The 22,878-nt window shown below is 71.2% G+C and carries 25 protein-coding genes, 1 tRNA gene and 1 pseudogene; 18 read left to right on the top strand and 9 right to left on the bottom strand.

Annotation, left to right across the window (positions count from 1 at the left end; all coding sequences use genetic code 11):
- Positions 1 to 151: 151 nt before the first annotated feature.
- On the top strand, positions 152 to 736 hold the full coding sequence (orn, locus tag Drose_RS32760) for an oligoribonuclease (protein WP_390891464.1): 585 nt from the start codon (positions 152 to 154) through the stop codon (positions 734 to 736).
- 53 nt (positions 737 to 789) lie between these two features.
- Positions 790 to 865, top strand: a tRNA-His gene (locus Drose_RS32755).
- A gap of 108 nt (positions 866 to 973) precedes the next feature.
- Here Drose_RS32755 and Drose_RS32750 read toward each other — a convergent pair.
- The 4 genes from Drose_RS32750 to Drose_RS32735 all read right to left on the bottom strand — a co-directional run bounded on the left by Drose_RS32750 (position 974) and on the right by Drose_RS32735 (position 5,496).
- Positions 974 to 2,230 carry a PKD domain containing protein gene (locus Drose_RS32750; protein WP_260725122.1) on the bottom strand — a complete coding sequence of 419 codons (1,257 nt, stop codon included), beginning with the start codon at positions 2,228 to 2,230 and terminating at the stop codon, positions 974 to 976.
- 75 nt (positions 2,231 to 2,305) lie between these two features.
- The gene (locus Drose_RS32745; RefSeq protein WP_313900057.1) at positions 2,306 to 2,734 is read right to left on the bottom strand and encodes a globin; all 429 of its coding nucleotides are present in this window, start codon (positions 2,732 to 2,734) and stop codon (positions 2,306 to 2,308) included.
- The gene (locus tag Drose_RS32740) at positions 2,727 to 4,226 is read right to left on the bottom strand and encodes an MFS transporter (protein ID WP_260725120.1); all 1,500 of its coding nucleotides are present in this window, start codon (positions 4,224 to 4,226) and stop codon (positions 2,727 to 2,729) included. The genes Drose_RS32745 and Drose_RS32740 overlap by 8 nt, the downstream gene beginning before the upstream one ends.
- A gap of 229 nt (positions 4,227 to 4,455) precedes the next feature.
- Complete coding sequence (locus tag Drose_RS32735; RefSeq protein WP_260725119.1) at positions 4,456 to 5,496, bottom strand: mechanosensitive ion channel family protein; 1,041 nt, start codon at positions 5,494 to 5,496, stop codon at positions 4,456 to 4,458.
- Positions 5,497 to 5,694: 198 nt separating this feature from the next.
- Here Drose_RS32735 and Drose_RS32730 point away from each other — a divergent pair, with 198 nt between their 5' ends.
- The gene (locus tag Drose_RS32730) at positions 5,695 to 6,243 is read left to right on the top strand and encodes an HNH endonuclease (RefSeq protein WP_260725118.1); all 549 of its coding nucleotides are present in this window, start codon (positions 5,695 to 5,697) and stop codon (positions 6,241 to 6,243) included.
- Positions 6,244 to 6,352: 109 nt separating this feature from the next.
- On the opposite strand, the gene Drose_RS32725 is transcribed toward Drose_RS32730, so the two are convergent.
- Complete coding sequence (locus Drose_RS32725; RefSeq protein WP_260725117.1) at positions 6,353 to 6,562, bottom strand: hypothetical protein; 210 nt, start codon at positions 6,560 to 6,562, stop codon at positions 6,353 to 6,355.
- Positions 6,563 to 6,621: 59 nt separating this feature from the next.
- Here Drose_RS32725 and ctaJ point away from each other — a divergent pair, with 59 nt between their 5' ends.
- Positions 6,622 to 6,930 carry an aa3-type cytochrome oxidase subunit CtaJ gene (gene ctaJ, locus Drose_RS32720; RefSeq protein WP_260725116.1) on the top strand — a complete coding sequence of 103 codons (309 nt, stop codon included), beginning with the start codon at positions 6,622 to 6,624 and terminating at the stop codon, positions 6,928 to 6,930.
- The gene (locus Drose_RS32715) at positions 6,917 to 7,321 is read left to right on the top strand and encodes a DUF5130 domain-containing protein (RefSeq protein ID WP_260725115.1); all 405 of its coding nucleotides are present in this window, start codon (positions 6,917 to 6,919) and stop codon (positions 7,319 to 7,321) included. The genes ctaJ and Drose_RS32715 overlap by 14 nt, the downstream gene beginning before the upstream one ends.
- A 462-nt stretch (positions 7,322 to 7,783) precedes the next feature.
- Here the strand turns inward: Drose_RS32715 and pepN are convergent, their stop codons facing one another.
- Positions 7,784 to 10,327, bottom strand: a complete 2,544-nt coding sequence (pepN, locus tag Drose_RS32710; protein WP_260725114.1) for an aminopeptidase N — start codon at positions 10,325 to 10,327, stop codon at positions 7,784 to 7,786.
- A gap of 211 nt (positions 10,328 to 10,538) precedes the next feature.
- Here pepN and Drose_RS32705 point away from each other — a divergent pair, with 211 nt between their 5' ends.
- The 3 genes from Drose_RS32705 to Drose_RS32695 are packed head-to-tail and all read left to right on the top strand — an operon-like array spanning position 10,539 to position 11,863.
- The gene (locus tag Drose_RS32705; protein WP_260729893.1) at positions 10,539 to 11,141 is read left to right on the top strand and encodes a DsbA family protein; all 603 of its coding nucleotides are present in this window, start codon (positions 10,539 to 10,541) and stop codon (positions 11,139 to 11,141) included.
- Between the two features lie 45 nt (positions 11,142 to 11,186).
- On the top strand, positions 11,187 to 11,519 hold the full coding sequence (locus Drose_RS32700) for a hypothetical protein (RefSeq protein ID WP_313899961.1): 333 nt from the start codon (positions 11,187 to 11,189) through the stop codon (positions 11,517 to 11,519).
- 20 nt (positions 11,520 to 11,539) lie between these two features.
- Positions 11,540 to 11,863, top strand: coding sequence for a DUF3817 domain-containing protein (locus tag Drose_RS32695; protein WP_260729892.1), 324 nt, complete (start codon positions 11,540 to 11,542; stop codon positions 11,861 to 11,863).
- Here the strand turns inward: Drose_RS32695 and Drose_RS32690 are convergent.
- Positions 11,831 to 12,751, bottom strand: a complete 921-nt coding sequence (locus Drose_RS32690) for a cation diffusion facilitator family transporter (protein ID WP_260725112.1) — start codon at positions 12,749 to 12,751, stop codon at positions 11,831 to 11,833. The genes Drose_RS32695 and Drose_RS32690 overlap by 33 nt on opposite strands.
- 115 nt (positions 12,752 to 12,866) lie before the next feature.
- Here Drose_RS32690 and Drose_RS32685 point away from each other — a divergent pair, with 115 nt between their 5' ends.
- The 5 genes from Drose_RS32685 (at position 12,867) to Drose_RS32665 (ending at position 15,639) form a co-directional block, all read left to right on the top strand.
- Positions 12,867 to 13,277: an ATP-binding protein gene (locus tag Drose_RS32685; RefSeq protein ID WP_260725111.1), complete on the top strand. Its 411-nt coding sequence runs from the start codon at positions 12,867 to 12,869 to the stop codon at positions 13,275 to 13,277.
- A 158-nt stretch (positions 13,278 to 13,435) separates the two neighbouring features.
- Positions 13,436 to 13,708, top strand: coding sequence for a hypothetical protein (locus Drose_RS32680; RefSeq protein WP_260725110.1), 273 nt, complete (start codon positions 13,436 to 13,438; stop codon positions 13,706 to 13,708).
- Between the two features lie 17 nt (positions 13,709 to 13,725).
- The gene (locus tag Drose_RS32675) at positions 13,726 to 14,898 is read left to right on the top strand and encodes a DUF1015 family protein (RefSeq protein ID WP_260725109.1); all 1,173 of its coding nucleotides are present in this window, start codon (positions 13,726 to 13,728) and stop codon (positions 14,896 to 14,898) included.
- Positions 14,899 to 14,963: 65 nt separating this feature from the next.
- Positions 14,964 to 15,152 (top strand): hypothetical protein, encoded by a 189-nt coding sequence (locus Drose_RS32670; protein ID WP_260725108.1) that lies wholly within the window; start codon positions 14,964 to 14,966, stop codon positions 15,150 to 15,152.
- 13 nt (positions 15,153 to 15,165) lie between these two features.
- A complete protein-coding gene (locus Drose_RS32665; protein ID WP_260725107.1) occupies positions 15,166 to 15,639 on the top strand; it encodes a ribose-5-phosphate isomerase in 474 nt (157 codons plus the stop codon).
- Between the two features lie 4 nt (positions 15,640 to 15,643).
- On the opposite strand, the pseudogene Drose_RS32660 reads toward Drose_RS32665, so the two are convergent.
- Positions 15,644 to 15,841: pseudogene (locus tag Drose_RS32660) on the bottom strand (hypothetical protein); the annotation flags it as partial.
- Between the two features lie 648 nt (positions 15,842 to 16,489).
- Complete coding sequence (locus tag Drose_RS32655) at positions 16,490 to 17,710, bottom strand: GNAT family N-acetyltransferase (protein ID WP_260725106.1); 1,221 nt, start codon at positions 17,708 to 17,710, stop codon at positions 16,490 to 16,492.
- 104 nt (positions 17,711 to 17,814) lie between these two features.
- Here Drose_RS32655 and Drose_RS32650 point away from each other — a divergent pair, with 104 nt between their 5' ends.
- From Drose_RS32650 to Drose_RS32630, 5 genes are all read left to right on the top strand, one after another.
- A complete protein-coding gene (locus Drose_RS32650; RefSeq protein WP_260725105.1) occupies positions 17,815 to 19,521 on the top strand; it encodes a serine/threonine protein kinase in 1,707 nt (568 codons plus the stop codon).
- Positions 19,518 to 20,246 carry a tyrosine-protein phosphatase gene (locus tag Drose_RS32645; RefSeq protein WP_260725104.1) on the top strand — a complete coding sequence of 243 codons (729 nt, stop codon included), beginning with the start codon at positions 19,518 to 19,520 and terminating at the stop codon, positions 20,244 to 20,246. The genes Drose_RS32650 and Drose_RS32645 overlap by 4 nt, the downstream gene beginning before the upstream one ends.
- A 155-nt stretch (positions 20,247 to 20,401) precedes the next feature.
- Positions 20,402 to 21,079, top strand: a complete 678-nt coding sequence (locus tag Drose_RS32640; RefSeq protein ID WP_260725103.1) for a DUF2625 domain-containing protein — start codon at positions 20,402 to 20,404, stop codon at positions 21,077 to 21,079.
- A gap of 118 nt (positions 21,080 to 21,197) precedes the next feature.
- A complete protein-coding gene (locus Drose_RS32635) occupies positions 21,198 to 21,596 on the top strand; it encodes a YciI family protein (RefSeq protein ID WP_260729891.1) in 399 nt (132 codons plus the stop codon).
- Positions 21,596 to 22,804, top strand: a complete 1,209-nt coding sequence (locus tag Drose_RS32630; protein ID WP_260725102.1) for an RNA polymerase sigma factor — start codon at positions 21,596 to 21,598, stop codon at positions 22,802 to 22,804. The genes Drose_RS32635 and Drose_RS32630 overlap by 1 nt, the downstream gene beginning before the upstream one ends.
- Positions 22,805 to 22,878: the final 74 nt, after the last annotated feature.

Genomic DNA, 22,878 nt, shown 5'->3' with positions numbered 1-22,878 from the left:
GTCACCCGCGCGGGACAGGACACTTCGGGCGCGCGGCGGGCAACGACAACGAGCGCTATGGGCGATTGCGTACATCAAGGAGTGAGAAGTCGGCCGGATGAACACTAGGCTGTCTGGTGTGGGTGATCTTTTGGTCTGGATCGACTGTGAGATGACGGGACTCGATCTGGGTAAGGACGCGCTGATCGAGGTCGCGGCGCTGGTGACCGATCCGGATCTCAACGTGCTCGGTGAGGGTGTCGATGTGGTCATCCACGCCGACGAGGCCCAGCTCGGCGGCATGCAGGAGGTGGTCCGCGAGATGCACAGCAAATCCGGCCTCACCGAGGCCGTGCGGGCGTCGTCCGTGACCGTCCCCGAGGCGGAGGACCTCATCATGGACTACATCACCCAGCACGTCCCGGATCCGCGTACGGCCCCGCTCTGCGGCAACTCCATCGCGACCGACCGCGGGTTCCTGGCGCGGGACATGCCCCGGCTCGACAACCACCTGCACTACCGCATGATCGACGTCTCGTCGATCAAGGAGCTGTGCCGCCGGTGGTACCCGCGGGTGTACTTCGGCCAGCCCGCCAAGGGCCTGGCGCACCGCGCGCTGGCGGACATCCGGGAGAGCATCCGCGAGTTGGAGTACTACCGCCGGACCCTGTTCGTGCCGCTGCCCGGTCCGGACGTCGAGGCGGCGAAGGTCATCGCAGCGGAGCTGCGCCGGGAAGGTGACACGAACGCGCCATAACCCTGTCGACGGATCCCGGGGGCGATGCCCTACTATTAGCGGGCACGTTCATGGTGGCTGTAGCTCAGTTGGCAGAGCACCGGGTTGTGGTCCCGGGTGTCGAGGGTTCAAATCCCTTCAGTCACCCCATTCGAGAGCGGCCCTCGTCAGCAGACGGGGGCCGTTCCGCATGTGCGGCACAAGCGTGCGGCCCCCGTCCGGAGACGGGGGCCGCGCGACGTGGAACCGTGCACAGGGTCAGATCGGCAGCAGCGCGAGGCGCCCGTGATATTCGTTGCCGATCCGGTCCGTGTCCGAGCCGACCAGCAGGCCCTGCGGCGTGGCCAGCAGTGCCCGCGCGCCGACGCCCCGGGGGTTGCGCTTCGGGTTCCAGTCCGTGGCCTTGCCCGTCACCGGGTTGATCGCCGCGATGCCCGGCCGGGCGACCGCGCCCGGGCCGGCCGACTCGCGGCCCTGCGGGTTGTCCATCCAGCGCTGGTGGCCGCCGACGTAGATCGCCGCGCCCGTGTCGGCCACCGAGTACAGCGAGTCGCCCCCGGTCCAGTTGATCCACAGCGGCCGGTGCATGCCCGTCCCGCGCAGGTCGAACCGTGCCGCGGTGTCGCACATCAGCTTTTCGCCCCACTTGCGGCCGGTGGAGACGATCGTCGCGTACGTGCCCGTGGGGTCGAAGTCGATGCCGCGCAGGTACGTCTCGAAGCCCGCCCGGCACGGTTTGGTGTACGCGTCCGTGTACCAGTCCGCCAGGCGCGCGGGTGCGTTGGCGGGGATGTCGACCATGACGACCTGGGCCCGGTACTGCCCGCCGGCCTGCTCGACGGCCCCGATCGCCCCCAGCCGGGTGCCGTCCGGGGTCAGGGCCAGGTCCTCGAGCTTGACCCGCGTGAGATGCGGCGCGGCCAGCTTGAGGTCGAACGTGGGGTCGGCGATCCCGGTGCTCGCGTTGAGGCGGGCCAGGCCGGCCCGGTCGAGCGTACCGATCCGGCTGAACGAGCCCGCCGCGTACAGCCACGGCCCGAAGGCGATCAGGCTGCGGACGTCGCCCCAGTTGATCGTGCCGGTGAACGCGGTCACGCGGCTGCCGTCGGCCAGGCTGAGCTGCGCGATGCCGCGCTGCGGCGCGCCGCCGACCCGCCGGAACGCGCCGCCGGCGTAGACCGTGTTGTCCGGGCCGGGAGCCAGCGCCAGCACCACGTCGTCGACCTGCGGCGCGAACGGCAGGATCTCGCCGGTCGAGGCACGATACGCGAAGAGGTTGCTCCGCTTGTACCGCGTCTTCCGGGTGGCGTCGGCCACGTTCCGGAAGTCGCCGCCGACCACGACCGTGTCACCGACCAGAGCGAAGGCGCGTACCTCGCCGTCGAGGACGTGCGGCGTGAAGTCGACGGGGTTCGTCGACACCGGCGCCGGGTGGTTCAACGCCGCCGAGGCGGGGATGGCGACCGCGACCGCGGCCAGTGCTGTCGCCGCGGCGGCGATCAGGCGTCGGCGCATTCGTGCTCCTTCGTCGTGGAAACCCAACATGGGGCGCTATTCCACTAACGAGGAAACGTTACGAAAGAAGCTTGTTCAGCCGATCCGTCCGATTAGCCCCGAAGGGGTGTCGTCATCCGAGTTGACCATGAAATGGGCGGCACGCTCGAGGTACTCCCACAGCACAGCCTCGTGCTCCGGGTCGAGCTCGATGGCGTCGACCGCCCGGCGCATCTGCCGCAGCCAGGCGTCGCGCTCGGCCGGGCCGATGCGGAACGGCGCGTGACGCATCCGGAGCCTGGGGTGGCCGCGGCGCTCGGAGTAGGTGCTGGGGCCACCCCAGTACTGGATGAGGAAGAGCCGGAACCGCTCGTTGGCGGGTCCGAGGTCCTCCTCGGGGTACAGGGGGCGCAGGATCGGGTCGTCGGCGACACCTGCGTAGAACTCGTCGACCAGCTTGCGGAACGTGGGCTCGCCGCCGACGAGCTCGTAGAAGTTGGGGGCCGTCGTCACACCATCAACTATGCCGTGCCGGTTGCGAGGGTGGCGGCGGTGGTAGGCCACCCAGCTCCGCGGTGCGCTCCGAGAGGTCGACGGTCCGCTCGGCCGGGTCGAGCATCGCCGGCTGGCTTACGCCGGGGCCGGGGGAGGGCCGGGACCGCCTGGCCGGCAGCGGGACACGGCCCAGGTCGATGGTGACCTCGCCGAAGTCGTCGACGGTCTCCGGGGCCCGGCGGGCCTGCTCCTCCGCGGCGATCTGGACCTTGTTGGCGGCGATCGCGTCGGCGATGGTGGCGGGTGTCGGCCATATGGTGAGGATCACGGCCATGATGACCACGCCGGCCATGCTGAAGTATCCGACCACCTCGGCGAGCGCGTGGTCCGAGGCCAACCAGCCGGTGAAGACGATCGCGGCGCCCTGGATGAGCTGCACGCCGCTCTGCATGACGCCGAAGGCGCGAGCCCGGTACGCCGGGGGCAGCACCTGGACGAACAGCCCGTTGGTGGCGGGGAGCGTGCCGGCCATCGCGGCGCCGGAGATCAGGGTCATGGCGACCACGCCGACGATGTTCGGGTGGAGCAACGACGGCACCAGCGCCAGCGGTGTGATGATCGCGACCGGGCGGATGAGCCTGATCCGCTGGTGCGGCTTGACCAGCCAGGTGACCAGTGCGCTGCCGATCATGAAGCCGGCCGCGGCGGAGACCATGATGACGCCGAGGTAGCCGGGGCTGGGGCCGCCGGCGAGCTCGGCCGACCAGGCCGCGGCCAGCCCCTCGGGCACCACGCCGAAGCAGACGCCGCAGAAGACGAGCAGCGCGATGGCGCGCATGACCGGCGAACGGAAGACGACCGAGTAACCCTCGATGCTCTCCCGGATCAGGTTGGTCCGCTGCTCGACCTTCAGGCTCGGAGGGCGCTCCTGGACCCGGAGGAAGATCAGCAGCGCGGACGTGGCGAACGTGGCCGCGTTGAACAGCAGCGCGTATCGCGCGTCGATGGCGGTCAGTGCCGCGCCGGCCGCGTATCCGGCGATCAGGGCGATCTGGGCGGCCGAGCGCTGCATGGTGAGCGCGGTGATGTACCGCTCGCCCTGCACGATCCGGGGCAGCAGTGCCGAGCGCGCCGAGTCGAACGGCGGGCTGAGCAGCGCGTTGACGAACAGCAGGCCGATCAACAGGAAGACCGGCAGCCCGCCGAACACGGCGAGGCCGATCATGATCACCATGCGGAGCGCGTCGCTGATGATCATGATCTTGCGGTACGAGTAGCGGTCCGCCACCGCGGCCAGCACCGCACCGAAGCCCAGCCAGGGCAGATAGCTGATCGCAAAGGCCGCGGCCGACGCGATCGGCGACTCGGTGCGCATGTAGACCAGCGCGATGATGGCGGCGCGCGCGACGTTGTCGCCGAACCACGACAGCGAGCTTGCGGTGAAAACGGCGAGATACTCGCGGTTGGCAAGCGTCTCGCCGATGGTCGCCGGGTGGTTGGCGGACTCGTCGGGGTCTGACACCGGTGGAGCCCCCTTCCATCGGTCACGACAGCGGCGTTATGCGTTCGCGGGCGCGGTCATACCAGTTAATTCAGCACCAAAAGGGGTCATCTGGCGCCGGACCGGGACACTGTGCAGCGATGTACCTGAACGAACGGACGATAACCGACTGACCACCCGACGCGCGACCCTACCCGACGGGTTGATCGCAGATGATCGAGAGATTGGACAAACCAGCCGTTCCGGCGAATCAGGTCGGGCCGCCCTGCCCCGTGTCGCTGTTGTGGTCGACCGCCGGACGGATGAACATGCGCGCGGCGGTCAACTGGGCCGCTATGCCGGCCCGCTCGAGCGCCTCGGTGAGCCGGCGGCGCAGTTCCCGCCCGACCCGCCACTGCGCCTCGGTCGAGGTCTTGACCGTGGTCCGCAGGACGGCGCCGTCGGCGGTGATCTGCTCGACGCCGAGGACGGTCGGCGGGTCGATGAAGTCGTCGACGAAGTCCGGGTCCTCGGCGACCGCGGCGGCGGCCTCACGCAGGACCGCGGTGGCCTGGTCGATCGAGATGAAGCCGACGGGCACGTCGATGTTGACGACCGCCCAGCCCTGGCTCTTGTTGCCGACCCGGATGATTTCGCCGTTGCGCACATACCAGACCACGCCGGCGGCGTCACGGATCGTGGTGATCCGCAGACCGACCGCCTCGACGGTACCCGACGTCTCGCCGACGTCGACGACGTCACCCACGCCGTACTGGTCCTCCAGCAGCATGAACAGGCCGGCGATGAAGTCCTTGACCAGGTTTTGCGCGCCGAATCCGATCGCCAGGCCGGCGATGCCGGCGCTGGCCAGCAGCGGGCCGAGGTTGAGCCCGACCTCGCCGAGCACGAGCATGGTCGCGATCGTGAAGACCACCGCGGAGGCGATGCTGCGCAGCACCGACCCGAGCGCGCGGGCCCGCTGGTTGCGCCGCTCGGCCGGCAGCGCGAGGGCCGTGGGGAGGCGGTTGCGGAAGGGGCGCAGGAGCGAGCCGCCCGACTCGTTGTCCGCGACGGTGTGCTTGATCAGCCGGTCGACCGCCCGGTGGATCAAGGCCCGGATCAGCATCGCCACGATGACGATCAGCAGGATGGTCAACGGCTTGACCAGCACCCAGTAGCTGCTCTCGGCCAACCACTTGACCTTGGTCTGCTCGTAGACGATCTCGCAGACGTCGCTGACCTTGACGCAGCTCGGTCCGGGGTTCGGGGCGGCGGGGGATTCCTCCAGCGGCAAGGCCAGGGGGCTGATCACGGAGCTCCTCAGAAACCGGTGCGAACCGGGGTAAGTCCGCACAAACGTCCGTCGGGGGCGGGTGAAGGTTCACCCGCCGGCCGCAAATAGTACGTGCAATCCGAGGATCTATCAGGGACGATTAGCGCACGGCGCCGTTCCGGAGCCGCCGCAGCGACCTTGACCAGGGAGATTCCTTCACGCGCTAGGGGGACGGCGATGCCTGACATACGACCCGCACGAGTGTCGGGTGCGCTTGTGCTCAACGCCACCTACGAACCGCTGTGTGTCGTGTCTGTCAGGCGTGCCACCATCTTGGTCCTGACATCGAAGGCTGTCTGTGTCGCCGACGGTGAGGGCATTCTCCACAGTGCCAACGACCAGTTGCCGGTGCCCTCGGTCGTCCGGCTCACCCGCTACGTCCGGGTGCCGTACCGCACGCACATAGGCCTCTCCCGCCGCGGCATATTCGCCCGTGACGGATGGCGATGCGCCTACTGCCGCGGCCCGGCCGAGACCATCGACCACGTGATGCCACGCAGCCGCGGCGGCCGGCACGCCTGGGAGAACGTTGTCGCCGCCTGCGCCCGGTGCAACCACACCAAGGGTGACAAAACGCCAGCCGAACTCGGCTGGCGTTTGCATACCAGCCCCATTGCGCCGAAGGGCGTCGCGTGGCGCGTGCTGGGTCACCGCACCCCCGACCCGCGCTGGGCGGACTGGCTCGACCTGTCGTCCGACAGCCTGGCTCTGGGCCGGGCCGCCTGACCCGTGTTCGCCCGCCGGGCGGTGGCGGCAGCGCCGCCCGCCCGGGTTGTGCCGGAGTGGTGCGGATCCCACGGTGTGAGGGCTCCCACCCGGTGGGGCGCAGTGGCGGTCACCACTGTGCCGGCGCGTGCACCCGGCCGAGCGGCGCTTCGGAAATGCCTCGGAAATGCTTCGGGATGTGGAAACGCGCACGGAAGTGACCGATCGGGGCATGACCGTCGCGCATTTCGGCATACTGACGCGAGAGCTTGACGGTGGGTGACGTCAGGCCGGCACCCCGGTTCTCAAGGTCGGATACCCCCGGCAACGGGCTGGTCATGCGCGCCCGCTAACGTGAAGCCGGTCTTTTAGTCCCTTCGACGCCTGGGGGCGTTGAGCTTGTCCATCATCGAGACGACGCTGATCTTCGCCGGGATCCCGGTAGCGGTCATCGTGCTGATCGCGGGCGCCGTCTACGCTGGGGGAGGTTCCCGGCGTAGCAAGCGCTACCGGCCCGGACGGCCGTTCGAGTTCACGCCCGTCTGGTTCCTGTCCGCACCGGAGCAGTTGACCAAGACGACGAGTGCCCGCGAGCTACCCGGCACGCGGCGACCCGAGTTGACCACGGGCGGCGATGAGGCCGTGACCGAGTGGTCCGGCGACAGGGCGCAGCCGCACGTCATGGGAGGCGCAAGTGACCGGTGGTAGCGGCGCTGGCCTGGTCGGCCAGCCCAACGTTCTCAACGGGCCGTTCACCACGCGCCAGTTGCTGCGCCTCGATGAGGCGCTCCGGCTGGCCGACTCGTCGACCGGCCTGACGTTCAGCATCTACGTCGGCGAGCTCGACGAGCCGACCCGCGAGAGCACGGAGAAGCTGCACGGTCAGCTCGCCGACCCGCCACACTCGGTGCTCATCGCCGTGTCACCCAACCAGCGCGTCCTGGAGATCGTGACGGGCGGCGAGGCCCGTCGACGCCTCCCGGACCGCGCCGCCAAGCTGGCCGCGCTGTCCATGGCTGCCGCGTTCGGCGGCGGTGACCTGGCCGGCGGCCTGGTCGCCGGTCTGGCTCAGATGGCCGACCACGCCGGTCGTTCCTGAGCCGTTCGTCAGCCGCTTCGTCAGCCGCTTCGTCAGCCGCTGGCCGGACCGCTGCGGGCACGCACGCTGTCGCTCGCGGGCCGTTGTTCCGCGCGACCCGGCTGTCGCCAGGGCGGCCGGTCTCCCCGGTTCGTGATCGTGGAGTTCATGCGGGGGCCCGGGTCAAGGCCGTGATCCGCCGTCGTGCCGTCGGTCTCATGATCATGGGAAAGATGTGGCTGCCCCGATAGCCAGATCCTTCCCATGATCATGAAGTCGCCGGCCCGGACGCGCCGTCCCGGGCCATGAGCGACCAGACGCCACCCGCACGACTGAACCTCGAGTGGCATGGCGGCGGATTGCGCCGGAACGCGCACCCGAGGAACCGCGGCTGAGCCGAGAGAACGACGGCGCCGAAACAGCGGCGGGGCCCGGAGCCGCCGAACGAACGGCGGCTCCGGGCCCGGCCTACGACCGATACAGCTACACCGCGGATGCGTCCCTGGCCCTTGCCTTCAGGGCGCGGACGATGCCGTCGCGGCCCTCGCCGACCAGGCGGCGCAGCGGTGCCGGGCGGCCGGGCTCGGCGAGCCAGGCCTCGGTGCGGGCCACCGTCTCCTCGCCGACCTGGAACGCGGGGTAGCCGAGCTCCACGAACTCCGCGGCGGGCTCGCTGTCCCGGTTCTCCCACACCGTCATCAGCGCCTCGAAGTAGGCGGCCGCGTACGGCGCGGTGAGGGCCGTCTGAGTGGAGTGCTGGAAGCCCTGCAGCATCGAGCGCTGCAGCCAGTTCGGTAGCTGGTGGTCCTCGACCAGCCTGCGCCAGGTCTCGGCCTTCGACTCGGCCGTGGGGACGAGGGCACGGGCCAGGGCGGCCTGGCGCTCGCCGCTCGCGGTGCGGTCGCGGTCGAGCTCGGTCTCGATCTCGGCCGGGTCGGCGGCGCCGTTGGCGATGAGGGCATGCAGGATGCCCCAGCGGAGGTCGGCCTGGATGGTGAGGCCCGCGGGAACGTCCTCACCGCGCAGCCAGCCCGACAGCACCGCCAGGTCGTCGGGTGTCCGAGCGGCGGCGGCGAACGAACGCGCCCATGTCAACTGGAAGCCGCTGGCCGGCTCGGCGGCGCGCAGGGCGGCGCGGGCCGTCGCGGCGATCTGGGCCCAGCCCTGTGGCGCCCATGCCGGGTCGGCGTAGAAGACCAGCGCGGACTGGGCCTGGCGGATCGTCGCCGTCACCAGGTTGATGTCCTTCTCGGCCGGCAGGCCGACGGTGACCAGCTTGACGTAGTCGCGGGCGGCCAGCTCGGCGTCGCGGACCATGTCCCACGAGGCCGACCAGACCAGGGCGCGCGCCAGCGAGTTGTCGAGGCCGTCGATGTGCTCGACCACGGTGGCCATGGAGCGCGGGTCGAGGCGGAGCTTCGCGTACGTCAGGTCGTCGTCGTTGAGCAGCAACACGTCGGCGGCCTTGCGGCCGACCAGCGTGGTGACCTCGGTCTGCTCGCCGTCGACGTCCGCCTCGACCAGCTCGCGGCGGACCAGGCCGCCCTCGACCAGGTCGTAGAGGCCGATGCCGATGCGGTGGGTGCGCAGCGTCGGGTAGGCGGCCGGGGCCTCCTGACGGACGAGCACCCGCTCGTAGGTGCCGTCGGCGGCGATCGTCAGCTCCGGGCGCAGCGTGTTGACCTGGGCGGTCTCCAGCCACTGCGCGGCGAACTTGCGCAGCTCCTTGCCGCTGGCGGCCTCCAGCGCCGACAGCAGGTCGTCGAAGGTCGCGTTGCCCCACTGGTGCTGCTGGAAGTAGGCGCGCAGGCCGCTGCGGAACGCGTCGATGCCGACGTACGCGACGAGCTGCTTGATGACGCTCGCGCCCTTGGCATACGTGATGCCGTCGAAGTTGACCTCGACCGCCTCGACGTCGGGCATCTCGCAGTACACCGGGTGGGTCGAGGACAACTGGTCCTGCCGGTAGCCCCAGTTCTTGCGCACGGAGAGGAACGTCGTCCACGCGTCCTTGAAGCGGGTCGCGTGCGTGTTGCACCAGTGGCTGGCCCACTCGGCGAACGACTCGTTGAGCCACAGGTCGTCCCACCAGCGCATGGTCACGAGGTCGCCGAACCACATGTGGGCGAGCTCGTGCAGGATCGTGTTGGCGCGCTGCTCGTACTCGAAGTCGGTGACCGGCGAGCGGAAGATGTAGTGCTGCTCGGCGTGGACGACGCAGCCGAAGTTCTCCATCGCGCCCGCGTTGAACTCGGGGGAGTAGACCTGGTCGTACTTGGGCAGCGGGTAGCGGATCCCGAACTCCTTGTGGAAGAAGTCGAATCCCTGCTTGGTCACCAGGTTGATGTCGTCGGCGTCGAGGTACTGCCGCATCGACTGGCGGCAGAAGACGCCGAGGTCGATGCCGTCGTGCGTGTCACGGACCTCGTGGTAGGGCCCGGCGCACACGGCGGTGATGTAGGTGCTCATGCGCGGCGTGGGCGTGAAGTGGCGCGTGAGGCCCTCCTGGCTCGCCAGCGGCATGTTCGAGATGACCTTCCAGTGCGCCGGCGCGGTGACGTGGAAGGTGAACCCCGCCTTGAGGTCGGGCTGGTCGAAGCACGCGAAGACGCGCTGCGCGTCGGCCGTCTCGAACTGGCTGTAGAGGTACACCTCCTTGTCGACCGGGTCGACGCTGCGGTGCAGGCCCTGGCCGGTGGTCGAGTACGCGCAGTCGGCGTCGACGACCAGCACGTTGTCGGCGGCGAGCCCGGTCAGCGGCAGCCCGACCTCGGTCGACCAGCCCGAGATGTCCAGCGGCTCGCCGTTGAGGGTGGCGCCGCGCAGGCTTGTGGCGGCGATCTCGATGAAGGTGCCGGCACCCGGCTCGTGGCAGGTGAACCGCACCTCGGTGATCGACCGGAACGTGCCCTCGCCCGGATGGCCGGCGCCATCCGTCAGGTCGAGGCTGATGTCATACGCCGCGACGTCGAGCAGGCGAGCCCGCTCGACCGCCTCAACCTGGCGTAGGTTGCGTACACCGGCCACGTGTCGTCTCCCGTCGTATCGCTGTGGCCGTCCCCGTCGACGGCGTCACTCCGAGTCTTCCATGTTCCAGGGCCACACTGGAGGAGTGGCTCAGGTCACCTCCTGCCCGGGTGGCACGGACAGTGGCCCAAGAGTAAGGATCGAATCGGATTTCCGACTCTTTCACTAGAGAGGTGATCGTCCCGTGTCCGAAGATCGTGTCATCGCCGACATGTGGTTCGACCCGCGCTGCCCATGGGCCTGGATCACGTCTCGCTGGCTCCTCGAGGTGGAGCAGGTCCGTCCGGTGGACGTGCGGTTCCACGTCATGAGCCTGTCCATCCTCAACGAGGGCCGTGACCACTTGCCGGAGAAGTACAAGGAGGGTCTGGCAAAGGGTTGGGGGCCGGTCCGCGTCGCGATCGCCGCCGAGCAGAAGTTCGGCAACGAGGTGCTCCGCCCGCTCTACACCGCGCTCGGCACCCGCATCCACCACGAGAAGCAGGAGCCGGGCGAGGAGCTCTACCGCGCCGCGCTCACCGAGGCCGGCCTGCCCGCCGGGCTCGCCGAGTTCGCGGCGTCGACCGAGTTCGACCCGCAGTTGCGTGAGAGCCACTTCGCCGGGATGGAACCGGTCGGCATGGACGTCGGCACTCCGGTGATCCACGTTCCGGGCGTCGACGGCAAGCTCATCGCCTTTTTCGGCCCCGTCGTCACCCCCGCGCCGCGGGGTGAGGCGGCCGGTCGCCTGTGGGACGGCACCCTGCTCGTCGCCGGCACGCCGGGCTTCTTCGAGATCAAGCGCACCCGCGATGTGGGACCTTCGTTCGACTGAAGTGTAGGCTGCCTACCTGTGCGGCGGTTCTTCACACCTCGGTGGGTGCTCTGGCATGTCCTGGCACTCGCCGGGGTGGCCGTCTGCATGTTGGCGGGTTGGTGGCAATACGAGCGGGCGACGGCGGGCAACATGCTGAGCTGGGCCTACACGGTGCAGTGGCCGCTCTTCGCGCTGTTCGTGGTCTTCCTCTGGGTTCGGGCCGTGCGCGACGCCCGTGGCGTCAGCGAGCCCAGGCCCGCGCCGCCGCCCCTGCGCCCGCTGCAGGTGCCGGTGCCCGTGCGGCACGACGACGATCCCGAGCTGGCCGAGTACAACCGCATGCTCGCCTGGCTCGCCGCCAACCCTGACCGACGTCCCAGCGACTTCCCCGGATGAGGTACATGTCCGCGACGCCTTTGAACCCCGCCCTCACCCGCTACCGGGTCATCGCCTGGATCGTCGGTGTGCTGCTGATCGTGCTGACGGTCGGGACGGTTCTGAAGTACACGAGCGAGGACGAGACCATCGTGGCGCTCGTCGGGCCGGCACACGGCTTCCTCTACATGGTCTATCTGGTGCTCGCCGCCGACCTGGCCCGGCGGGCGAAGTGGACACTGGGTTTCACGGCGCTGATCCTGCTCGCCGGCACCGTGCCGTTCCTGTCGTTCGTCGCCGAGCGGGTCGTCACCCGGCGGGTGCGGGCCGTCTCAGCCCCCAGCCCGGTACGCAGCACCGTGTGAGTCCAGGCAGTGCGGGTCGTCCTCGCAGTGGTCGACCTGCAGCGTGGTGTGGCCGATGTCCCATCGCTCGCGCAGGCGGGTCTCGATCGCGGCTCGCACCGCATGGCAGTCACCCTCCCGCGCGACCAGCACGTGTGCCGACAGCGCCGGGTAGCCCGAGGTGACCTGCCACACGTGCAGGTCGTGCAGCTCGACCACGCCCGGCACCGCGCACAGCTCCCGGCCGAGTGCCGCCGGGTCCATGCCAGACGGCGCGGCCTCCAGGAAGATGCGGCCGGAGTCGCGGACCAGCCCGAGCCCGGAGCGGATCATGAGCGCGGCCACGACCAGCGACGCGATCGCGTCCGCCCGGTAGAACCCGGTCAGCAGCACCACGAGGCCGGCGACCGCGGCCGCGACGAACGCGAACAGGTCGGTCAGCACGTGCTGGAACGCGCCCTCGATGTTGAGGCTGGTCCGGTTGGCCTTGCCCAGCGCCCGGACCGCGACGAGGTTGACCGCGATGCCGGCCACGGCCGTGGCGACCACCGCACCGCCGCCGACCTCCGGCGGCGTGACGAGCCGGACGATCGCCTCGTAGCTGATCCAGGCCGACAGCAGCAGCAGGGTCAGTCCGTTGGCCTGCGCCGACAGGATCTCGGCGCGTTTCAGCCCGAAGGTGAACCCGCCCGACGGCGGCCGTGCGGCGAGCCGGGTGGCGAACAGCGCCATCGCGATCGCCGCGGCGTCGGAGAGCATGTGTGCCGCGTCCGAGAGCAGGGCCAGCGAGCTGACGAGCAGGCCGATGACCACCTCGACCGCCATGAAGCCCACGATCAGCGCGAGGGCGATCGTCAGCCAGCGCCGGTCGGCGTCCGCGCGCGGCCCGTGATCGTGACCGTGACCCATGCACCCATCTTATGCGTAGTTCGCTATATGACGCGGTTCCCGAGCGTTTCCTCGCCCCCGATCCGGGGCACCCTAAGCCTGCGGCGCCAGACGCGAAGGGAGCACGACGGTGGGCATGGAGATTCGGCTTTCGCTCTCGCTGCCGCGCGACCGGTCGACCGTCCCGCTCACCCGCCGGGTCCTCGACGCCGCCCTCGCCGTCTTCGCCGTCACCAGGGACTGCCGGGAGGACATCGGCCTGGCCGTCGGCGAGGCGTGCGCCAACGCCGTCCAGCACGCCACGGCGGGCGCCGACTACGAGGTCACCGTCACCATCCAGGACGACCGGTGCATCATCGACGTCGTCGACGACGGCCTCGGCCTGGAGTCGACCGCCGTGCCGGAGGCCCCGCCCGACGCCGAGACCGGTCGTGGCCTGCGCATCATCCACGCCCTCGCCGACATGGTCGAACTGCGCCGCCGGCGCCGCGGGGGAGTGGCGCTGCGGATCGTCAAGCTGCTGACCCGCTCGCCCGCCACCGTGTGAGGTCTCGCGGTACGCCCGGTTCGTGCCCGAAGCGCGACAGCGTCGTGCCCGGTCGTCGCGCGTACCGTTCGCTGGAATTCGCACAGCCGGTGCGACGCCGACACGCGCGGGAGCCGTTGCCTGTGTGCAATGACACTGTCGTCATGGGGAGGCCGGAGATGACCGCCGTCAGCTCGACCACGCGCTGGACCGTCCAGGAGCGGGCCTGGAAAGAGGAACTTCCCGACCTGCCCGACGAGGTCGCCGCGCTGCTCGCGCCGCCGGTCGTGGTGAGCGCCTCCGCGTGGGCCGCTCCCGTCCCGGCCGAGCCCGCGCCGGCGCTCGCATTCGTGTGCACCCCGAACCCGCTCGCACCGGCGGTGCCGACCCGCAACGCGCGGCGCCGCACTGCGGGACGGGGTGTGCCCCGTGCCGCGGCCCGGATCGCCTGAGCTATAGCGTTCTGTACATGACGGTTGCGTACCCGATCGCACGCGCCTGGCTGTCCACCGGAGGCACCGGCGCGCAGAACTACGACGAGTTCGCCGACGACGCGGAGATCACCGAGATCATCGCGGCCAACCCGGCCAGCGCGCTGGCGGTGGAGATGCCGCACCGGGCGCCCGGGAGCGTCGGGAGACCGTTCCTGGACTGCCTGCCCGACGCCGTGGCGCGCCTGCGGGCCGCCAAGGACGACGGCCACTACGTGCCGGCCGGCGACGTGGTAGTCCTCTACCGGATCACCGCGCCGGACGGCGCCCGGGCATATGGCCTGTGGTGCATGGTGGCGACCGACCAGATCTCCACGAGCGCCGACGAGCCGGGTGCGGTCATCCGCAACGAGGACGTCTTCGTCGAGAAGGTTCGCGAGCGGGTCGCGCTGGCGGAGGCGACGAAGCACCTGCTGTCGCCCGTACTGCTGCTGCAGACCGCGCAGGGGGAGGCACTGCACACGGCGCTGGCCCAGGCCGTCGCCGAGGCCGGAAGCCCGGCCGTCGTCGACACCGATCCGGCCGGCCGCGCACACGAGATCTGGGCCGTCGGCGCCGGCGCCATCCGGGACCGGCTGCTGGCACTCGCCGGCGGCGGCGAACTCGTCGTCGCCGACGGCAACCACCGCAGCCTCGCCGCGCAGACCGCCGGCTACCCGCGCTTCCTCGCCGTCGTCACCACGCCCGAGTCGGTGGCGATCCAGCCCTACAACCGCCTCGTCGCGGAGCTCACCGCGCCGCTGGACGCGCTCGAGTTGGAGCCGCTGACCGGGCCGGTCGGTGTGCCGGCGGCCGGCGGGCGGGTGCACCTCTACACGCGCGGCGGTGCCTGGTCGGCCACGCTGCCCCGGGTGGCGGAGGCCGGTGTCGTCGACAACCTCGACCACGCCCTCGTCGAGCGGCGGCTCTTCGCCGAGACGCTCGGGCTGGAGCCGGGGGACAAGCGCATCACGTATGTCGGCGGGGACTACCCGGCGGAGTGGCTGCGCGGTGAGGTCGACGCCGGTCGTGCCGAGCTCGCCGTGCTCGTCGCGCCGGTGACCGTCGACGACTTCGTCGCCGTGAACCTGGCCCGGCAGAAGATGCCGCGCAAGAGCACCTGGTTCACCCCCAAGGCCCGCGCCGGTCTCGTGGTCGCGCAGCTCGACTGAATTTCATCGGGTCACCCGATCGTGGTACACACTAGGCCGCTTGTTCTTCGGCCTGGGATGTGCAGATGATGTTCTTCGTTGCGGCCATGGTGGCCGCCAGTGGCGTCGGCGCCTTCGCCGCGGCGGCCCTTGCCTGGGACCGGCGGAGGCACTGGCAGCTCACGCCGGGCGCCACCGCCGCCTGGGTCGGCGGGCTCGCCCTTCTCGGCGCGGTCCTGGTGACAGGCTCGTGTCTGGGCCTGATCCGGTTCTGACAGACTGCCGGGTATGCGCGTCTACCTTGGTTCGGACCATGCCGGCTACGAGCTGAAAGTGCACCTGGTCTCAGCTCTGGGACTGCAGGGTTATGAGGTCGTCGATGTCGGGCCGGCGAAGTTCGATCCCGACGACGACTATCCCGCCTACTGCTTCCACACCGGTGCCCGGGTCGTCGCCGACGAGGGCAGCCTGGGTGTTGTGATCGGCGGCTCGGGCAACGGCGAGCAGATCGCCGCGAACAAGGTCCCCGGCGTCCGCGCCGCCCTGGCGTGGAACCTCGAAACCGCCCAGCTCGCCCGCGAGCACAACAACGCCAACGTCGTCTCGATCGGCGCCCGCCAGCACACCCTCGACGAGGCGACGACACTCGTGTCGGCGTTTCTGACGACCGCGTTCTCCGGCGGCGAGCGGCACGTCCGCCGGATCGCCCAGGTCGCGGAATACGAGAAGGCGCACGTCCTCCCGCCGCTGCCGGAGGACTGACCGGTCAGCCGGTCGGGGACCGGCGGCCGGGGCGGGCCAATTCTTCGCGGGGCACCCAGCCGCGGCGGATGATCTGGAGGTCCCGCTCGGCCGCTGCCAGGTCCTCGTCGGTCGGCCGGGCCGCGTCGCGGGCGCGCATGGCCGCCGAGACACCCACCTGCGAGGCGCCCCCGCCGACCAGGCCGCGCAGGCCGCGCTCCGACACCACCTCGTCGTGGTGGTGATGGTTCGGCTCGTGGTGATGATGGTGGTCAGCGTCGTGGTCGTCGTCGCGGCCCGCGCGGGCGGGTTGCGGCTCGTGGTCGGCGGCCTCCGGGTCGTGCACGCTCGCCGTCATCGCGAACGCCCCCGACAGCTCCGCGAGATGGTGCGGCGTCGGCCGCGGCGGCTCGCCGTCCGAGGTCTCGGTCCCGGCGGCGGGTGTCGGCTCGCCCGTCGCACGGACCGCGCCGGACGTGTCGCCGGGGCCGTCCGCGCCTGCCGGAGCGGGCCGGGCGGCCTGCTCGCCGATCGGGCCGGGACGTGTGGCCGGGTCGCTGCCGGCAGCCGTCTGCGGTGCCGGGTGGCCGCCGGCGGCACCGGGTGCGGCCGGCGCACCCGATGTCGGCACCGGCGGGTGCAGCGGCGGCCGCGGGATCGGCGGGTGCGGCTTGGCGGTCACGGGCGCCGGGCTCGTCGGCGCCGCCTCGGCAACGCCGTCCGCCTCCTCCGAGGCGTCCGGGGCCGGGTCGTCGGCGGGGGTGGCGGCCGGGTCAGGCGTCACCGGCTGATGCTGCCGCATGCGGCGCCGCCTGCGCTGAATCCCGCCCACGCCACAAACCCTACCGCCTCCCGGCCACCCCGCCGAGCATCAGAAGATCTCGATCGACGACGGGGTCACGTGCCAGCCGAACGCCGTGCTCGTCGCCGCCACCGCGCCGGGGCGGTGCTCGACCACGCGGCCGGTCAGCGCCAGCGTGCCGAGCTTCGTCCCGCCCAGGTACGCCGCGCCGAGGTCGGCCACGTCCAGCGTGAGGTCCGGCGCCGAGTCGACCCGGGTGCAGTTGACCAGGGCACCGCCGGCGCCGACGCGCAGCCGCCAGATGCCCGCGTTCGACGGCAGCAGCGCGTCGGTGACCTCGAGGACCACGTCGACCGGGGCCGCGTACTTCCGGGAGGTCAGCGCCCGGGGCAGGTCCACGATGCGCAGCCACAGGCCGTCGGCCAGCTTGCCGCCCAGCCGGCGCGGCTCGTCGACCAGGTGGAACAGCGGCTCGTCGACGTTGCCCAGGCCGAGGACCACGGTGCGGCTCAGGTCGATGCGGAACAGGAACCGCCACAACGCCGAGTACGCGACCGGCGTGGCGGCCACCACCTCCACCACGTTGACCTCATGCTTCGGGCCGGTGTCGTCCCAGGTGTTGCGGACCTTGAACCGCGCGTATCCGTCCACGCCGCCGTCCGGGTTCTCATAGAGGACGGCGCGCGTCGCCGTGTATCCGTCCCGGCGGGACTCCGGGTCGTTCGTCAGGTGGGCCCACCAGGTCCCGTTGCGGCTCGACCAGCCGGGACGGCCGGGAAGCACACGGTCGTACACCTCGGAAAGCTCTTTGACGACCGCGGAGGGCACCGCGGCGCGCAGCGTGCCGTCCTCCTGGGCCGTGCGGAGGGTGACCTCGCGCCGGTCGACGCGCAGGGTCACGTTCTGGGACGCGACGCCGTAGCCGAAGCGCTGGTAGATGCGCCCCTCGGAGGCCCACAGCACGGCGACCGCCTCGGGCACCCCGGTAAGCTGCTCCGTCATCATGCGGCGCAGCAGCCCCTTGCGGGTGTGCGTCGCGGCGACGGAGACCGCGGTGACGTGCGCGGCGGGCAGCACGCCACCCGGGATGGCGAGGTCGCGGGTGAAGGCGCCGCTGGAGGCGACGACCTGGCCGTTGTGCTCCACCACCCGGTGCCGCGGGAACTCGATCACGGTGCGGATCGTGTCGGTGGCGTCGAGTGCGCCGGGCGCGGCGAACGCGTCGCGGATCACACGGCTGAACGCGTCGAAGTCCTCGGGGGTGGCGGTGCGCAGCACGTAGTCGCTCATCCGGTTGTGTCTACCCCGTGACCTTCACTGAGCGCGACCGATTTGCGCGCTCGTTACTCTCGAATTGTCCGGGGGACGAATTTGTTGCTGGGGGGAGTGTCACCATGACGCAGGGTGCGTTGCTGGACCTCGTATGTGGTCCTGCGAGCCCTTTGGCGGAGACGTTCCAGCGGTACCGGCTGGTGGCCCATCTGGGCTCGGGCGGGCAGGCCGACGTCTACCGCGCGGTGCGCGTCTGCGGTGGCGTGACCTCGGCGCCGATGACGGTGAAGGTGTTCCGGGTCGACCCGCGGCGCCCGATCGCCGACGAGCTGCGTTCCTGGGACAAGGGTGACGCCGCGCTGATGGACCTGAACAACCGGGGCGTGCCGGGCATCTGCCGGCGGGCGGACGGTTTCTACGGCCCTCCGCCGCACCGGCCCGGCGAGCGGCCGGCGCCCGGTGACGCGGTGCCCTACCAGGTCTACGACTACCTGCACGGGATCAACCTGCGGGAATACGTGGCCCAGCGGTCCGGGTCCGCGCCCGGTGCGCGCCGGCTGAACGCCGTCTCCGTGCTGAAGACCCTGGCGGTCGTACTGCAGCATCTGCACCACCCGCAGGAGACCGGTGCCACGCCGGTCCTGCACATGGACATCAAGCCCTCCAACCTGATGGTGCTCGCGACCGGCGAGGTCCGGCTGATCGATTTCACCGGCGCGCGGTACCACCGCGAGGAGGAGATCACCCAGATCGCCTATACGCCGGAGTCCGGCGGCCCGGAGGCGTTCGGCGGGGTCAAGCACCTCGGCCCGGCCTACGACGTGCACGGCTACGGTGCCGTGGCGTACTTCCTGGTCACCGGCGCCTACCCGCGGGTCGACGGCCGCAGCGACCAGCAGGGGCAGCGCCACCAGGACGCCTCGCCCCCGCCGTGGAACGTGCTGCGCCGCCACCCGCTGCTGGAGGGCCTCCCGGCGCTGCGTGACCACCTGCACGCCCCGCTCGCCGACCGGCCCGGCGACCGCCCGGAGACCCGTGAGCTGCAGGGCTGGCTGGCCGGCCTCGCCGACCTCGTCCGCCGGGCCGGGCTGCCCGACGTGGGTTGCGACTGGCACGAGCCCGACAACGCCGAGACAGGCCGCGCCGTCGGGCGGGCACGGCCGTCCGTGACGGGCACGGAGACCGACGCGTACCAGCGGATCGAACGGCTCGAACGGGAGCTCGTCGCCCTGCGGGCGGCCACCTCGGGAGTCACCTCGTTCTACCAGCCCGCGCCGCCGACCGCGGTCGCGCCCCCGGTCTCGGCGCCGCCCGTCTCCGCGCCTCCGGTCTCCGGCGCGCCCGTCTCGCCCGGCAGCGTCGCGGTCAACTCCGCCGGCGTGCCGCAGATGCGCGGCCGCGCGAAGGTGATCACCCGTCCGGCGCCCGAGCCGACCGGCATGATGGACGTCGACCCGGTCGAGCCGCAGCGGTACCGTCCCGAGCGGGGCGAGCGCGCCCGCACCCTGAAGGTTGGCTGGGAGCTGACCGGCACCGGCGCGTTCATCGCGTTCATCTGCTGGGGCCTCTGGGCGCTCGACAGCGACGGCAGCCTCACCGGCCCGTTCTTCGCGTTCCTCGTGGTCCTGGCGGTCGCGGTCGGTGTCTTCGCGCTGACCCGCCTGCTCGGCCGGCTGGTGCTGGAGCAGCGCTTGGGCCGCGTCCGGCGCACGGCCAAGGGCGCGCACGCCGTCACCGGCCTGTTCCTGACCCTCGCCGGAATCGCGTATCTGCGCGAGGTGGGCTGGTTCATGAGCTTCTACGGGTGGCTGAAGGGCATCGTCTGGTGAGGTGGTTCCGCCGGCGGCGGCCCTTCGACGGCGCGCTCGAGGGGCTGGTCAACTTCCGCGACCTGGGCGGCCTGCCCGCGGAGGGTGGCGCGGTGCGCCCTGGTGTGCTGTTCCGCAGCGACTCCCTCGCCTACGCGACCCGCACCGACGTGCACCGGCTCGTCGACGGCCTGGGTGTCGCGACCGTGATCGACCTGCGCGGCGAGCACGAGGTGGCGCGGCTCGGCCGGGGGCCGCTGGCCCGCACGCGGGTCGGCTACTACCCGGCGCCCATCGCCGACGTCAGCGGCGCCGACGACCTGGTCGGGCACTATCTGGCGATGCTGGCGGAGAAGGGCGACGTGCTGGCCGGCACGGTGCGGCTCCTGGCCAGCTTCGACGCCCTGCCGGCGGTGTTCCATTGCGAGGCCGGCTGCGATCGCACCGGCGTGCTCGCGGCGGTCGTGCTGGGCCTGCTCGGCGTGCCCGACGACGCGATCGCCGAGGACTACGCGGCCACCGCGGCGGCGATGCCGACGATCCACGAGCGGGTGCGGGTCGTGGTCGAGCGGCTCGGCCTGCCGCCCCGGCCCCCGTCGGTGACGGTCTGGGAGCCGGAGGCGGCGTTGATGGCCCGGACGCTCGACCTCGTGCGGCAACGCTGGGGCGGCATGGACGGCTGGGCCCGCGAGCAGGGCGTGCGCGACAAGGACCTGTCGGCGCTCCGCTCAGCCCTGGTCGTCTGACCTCCGGCTGATCGACGGGTCATCCGCGGGCTGCGGCTACGGCGGGCGTTGAGCGGGCGGTGTGCTCACGTTGCGCCACGCCGCTCGACCTTATGATCATGGAAAGGGGAATCCGCCGTTCGTGCCAGTGCCCGCGTGGGCCGTACAGTTGGCGGGTGCGCTCACTGGCGGAGCTGATCACCGACGACCGGTCCGCGTGGGCCGAGATCGAGGCAGCGGTCAGCGGCTCCCCGTGCGCGGTCGAGATCCTGCCCACCGATCCGGTCCGGGCCGCGTCCTGCCTGCAGAAACTCCAGGTCACCACCAACTCGTGGCTGGGCTCGCTCGTCTACCTCAGCGGCGGCCTGGTCGTCGACGAGGGCTGGCTGCGCGTCCTCGGCTCGGGCGCGCCGGAGCACCGCCTGCCCGACATCCACACCGTCAACGCCGGGTTCGAGGGCGCGGGCCTGGTGGTCGCGCAGGACATCATGGGCGGCGAGTTCGTGTGGCGGCAGGGTGACAGCGCGCCGTCACCGGCGCCGTCCGGTCAGTCGGGGCAGCCGACGATCCACTACTTCGCACCCGACACGCTGCGCTGGGAGGACCTCGGCCTCGGCTACACCGACTGGCTCTACGCCATGCTCGGCGGCGCCCTCGACCAGTTCTACCGGAGCTGGCGCTGGCCCGGCTGGCAGGACGAGGTCGCCGACTGCCCGCTCGACGCCGGGCTGCACATCCTCCCGCCGCTGTTCACCAAGGAGGGCAAGGAGATCGCCGACTCCAGCCGCCAGCCGGTGCCGATGACCCAGCTCGTGAGCACCCTGCACGACGTCGCGGACCAGCTCGGCACGTGAAGCTCTTCCGCGAGACAGTTCCGCCGGTTCTGTGTCCGGATCCCTCCGGCGGCACCGATGTCTCCGGTGAGATGCGCTGAGAGAGCGCCTGCCGAGAGGGAGTGACCGCGTGAAGTACATGATCCTCACCTACGCGTCGCAGCGGGACTACGACGCGATGGCCGGCAAGCCGACCGGGACGGAGTGGACCGCCGAGGACTTCGCCGCCATGCACGCGTTCATGACGAAGTTCAACCGCGAGCTGGAGGAGTCCGGCGAACTGGTGGAGACCCGCGGCCTGGACGCGCCCGTGCACACCCGCCGGATCGGCGGCGTGCCGGGCCTGGTCACCGACGGGCCATACGCCGAGACGCAGGAGGTCCTCGCCGGCTATTGGATCGTGGAGTGCGAGAGCTTCGACCGGGCCACCCAGATCGCCGCCCGGCTCGGCGAGTGCCCGGCACCGCCCGGTGCGGCCGCCACCGCCTACGCCGACGTGCGGCCCGTCGTGGAGTCGTCGGCCGACCTGGGCTTCTGATGGCCCTGCCGGAGGGGTCCGCCGAGGACCTGCTGCGCACCTTGGCGCCGCAGGTCCTCGGCGCCGTCGTGCGCCGCTACGGCCACTTCGACACCGCCGAGGACGCCGTGCAGGAGGCGCTGCTCGCCGCCGCCGTGCGGTGGCCCGCCGCCGGCGTCCCCGACGCCCCGCTCGGCTGGCTCGTCACCGTCGCGTCCCGCCGCCTGACCGACCTGCTGCGCGCCGACCAGACCCGCCGACGGCGCGAGGAGACGGTCTTCCGCTGGTCGTTCGACGTGCCGGCGGTGTCCGACACCGACGACTCGCTGATCCTGCTGTTCCTGTGCTGCCATCCGGCGCTGAAGCCGGACGCGCAGGTCGCGCTGACCCTGCGCGCCGTCGGCGGCCTCACCACCCGCGAGGTCGCCCGCGCGTTCCTGGTGCCCGAGGACACCATGACCCGCCGGATCTCCCGCGCGAAGCAGCGCGTCAAGGCCAGCGGCATCCCCTTCGGCCTGCCGCCGGAGGCTGAGCGGCAGGAGCGTCTGGCAGCGGTACTGCATGTGCTGTACCTGATCTTCAACGAGGGCTACGCCAGCACGTCCGGCCCGTCGCTGCACCGCGCCGACCTGTCCACGGAGGCCGTCCGCCTGACGCGCATGGTCCACCGCCTCCTGCCCGACGACAGCGAGGTCACCGGGCTGCTCGCCCTCATGCTCCTGACCGACGCCCGCCGTCCGGCCCGCACCACCCCCGACGGCGCGCTGGTCCCGATGGCCGACCAGGACCGCAGCCTGTGGGACGCCGGGATGATCGAAGAGGGTGTCGCGCTGATCACGCAGGCCCTGCCGCGGGGTGCCACCGGCCCGTACCAGCTCCAGGCGGCGATCGCGGCGATCCACGACGAGTCGCCGGACGCGGCGTCCACGGACTGGCCGCAGATCGTCGCGCTCTACGAGCTGCTCATGCGCATTGCCCCGAACCCGATGGTGGCGCTCAACCACGCGGTGGCCGTGACCATGGCGTCCGGTCCCGGTGTGGGGTTGCCGCTGCTCGACGGCCTGTCGGCCCTCAGGTCGGATCACCGCCTCCACGCCGTGCGCGGCCACCTGCTGGAGATGTCGGGCGACGTCGCGGGGGCGCGTGAGGCCTACCTGCGGGCGGCGAGCCTGACGAGCAGCCTCCCGCAGCAGCGGTACCTCAACACGCGGGCCGCCGGCCTGTCGTGACCCGGTTCGTTCAGGACGTTCGGGCGTTTGCGGGCACGTTCCGGACGTTTCCGCAGGTCAAATCCTTGATCCGG

The sequence above is a fragment of the Dactylosporangium roseum genome (genome assembly GCF_025264685.1).
GTDB classification, from domain to species: domain Bacteria; phylum Actinomycetota; class Actinomycetes; order Mycobacteriales; family Micromonosporaceae; genus Dactylosporangium; species Dactylosporangium roseum.
Note: the sequence above shows the minus strand (reverse complement) of the source record. Positions and strands in the feature narration are given on the sequence as shown.

Coding starts and splice junctions, on each gene's coding strand:
- orn (WP_390891464.1), top strand. CDS start 152: ATGACGGGACTCGATCTGGGTAAGGACGCGCTGATCGAGGTCGCGGCG.
- Drose_RS32750 (WP_260725122.1), bottom strand. CDS start 2,230: ATGCGCCGACGCCTGATCGCCGCCGCGGCGACAGCACTGGCCGCGGTC.
- Drose_RS32730 (WP_260725118.1), top strand. CDS start 5,695: ATGCCTGACATACGACCCGCACGAGTGTCGGGTGCGCTTGTGCTCAAC.
- Drose_RS32725 (WP_260725117.1), bottom strand. CDS start 6,562: ATGACCAGCCCGTTGCCGGGGGTATCCGACCTTGAGAACCGGGGTGCC.
- Drose_RS32705 (WP_260729893.1), top strand. CDS start 10,539: ATGTGGTTCGACCCGCGCTGCCCATGGGCCTGGATCACGTCTCGCTGG.
- Drose_RS32690 (WP_260725112.1), bottom strand. CDS start 12,751: ATGGGTCACGGTCACGATCACGGGCCGCGCGCGGACGCCGACCGGCGC.
- Drose_RS32685 (WP_260725111.1), top strand. CDS start 12,867: ATGGAGATTCGGCTTTCGCTCTCGCTGCCGCGCGACCGGTCGACCGTC.
- Drose_RS32680 (WP_260725110.1), top strand. CDS start 13,436: ATGACCGCCGTCAGCTCGACCACGCGCTGGACCGTCCAGGAGCGGGCC.
- Drose_RS32675 (WP_260725109.1), top strand. CDS start 13,726: ATGACGGTTGCGTACCCGATCGCACGCGCCTGGCTGTCCACCGGAGGC.
- Drose_RS32670 (WP_260725108.1), top strand. CDS start 14,964: ATGATGTTCTTCGTTGCGGCCATGGTGGCCGCCAGTGGCGTCGGCGCC.
- Drose_RS32665 (WP_260725107.1), top strand. CDS start 15,166: ATGCGCGTCTACCTTGGTTCGGACCATGCCGGCTACGAGCTGAAAGTG.
- Drose_RS32655 (WP_260725106.1), bottom strand. CDS start 17,710: ATGAGCGACTACGTGCTGCGCACCGCCACCCCCGAGGACTTCGACGCG.
- Drose_RS32650 (WP_260725105.1), top strand. CDS start 17,815: ATGACGCAGGGTGCGTTGCTGGACCTCGTATGTGGTCCTGCGAGCCCT.
- Drose_RS32635 (WP_260729891.1), top strand. CDS start 21,198: ATGATCCTCACCTACGCGTCGCAGCGGGACTACGACGCGATGGCCGGC.
- Drose_RS32630 (WP_260725102.1), top strand. CDS start 21,596: ATGGCCCTGCCGGAGGGGTCCGCCGAGGACCTGCTGCGCACCTTGGCG.